The 235-nt window shown below is 61.3% G+C and carries 1 protein-coding gene; it reads right to left on the bottom strand.

Features of this window, described 5'->3' with window-relative positions; all coding sequences use genetic code 11:
* Positions 1-235: hypothetical protein (locus R0J92_RS26685; protein WP_411053901.1), on the bottom strand; the 235-nt coding region annotated here is incomplete at both ends.

Raw genomic sequence — 235 nt, 5'->3', positions numbered from 1 at the left:
ATATTGGCGTCGTTGGCGGCGGAGTTGGCTTAGAGAAGGTATCGTCGGCACGTTCACCGCTGGCAGCCGCTTCCAGCGCTTGGCAAAGGGCCGGGTCGGCATCAGGCAGCGCATCTGGTGTTGCCCCTTGGGCCAACTGACTGACTAGGTCTGCCAGGGCGTCGATGGCTTCATAGAGCAGGCCGATACTGCCAGGGGTTGGCGTTTGGCTTCCATCACGAAAAGCGCTGAGCAG

This window comes from Tritonibacter sp. SIMBA_163 (genome assembly GCF_046535935.1).
Taxonomy (GTDB): domain Bacteria; phylum Pseudomonadota; class Alphaproteobacteria; order Rhodobacterales; family Rhodobacteraceae; genus Epibacterium; species Epibacterium scottomollicae.
The sequence above is the reverse complement of the archived record's forward strand: the minus strand, read 5'-3'. Positions and strand labels throughout refer to the sequence as shown.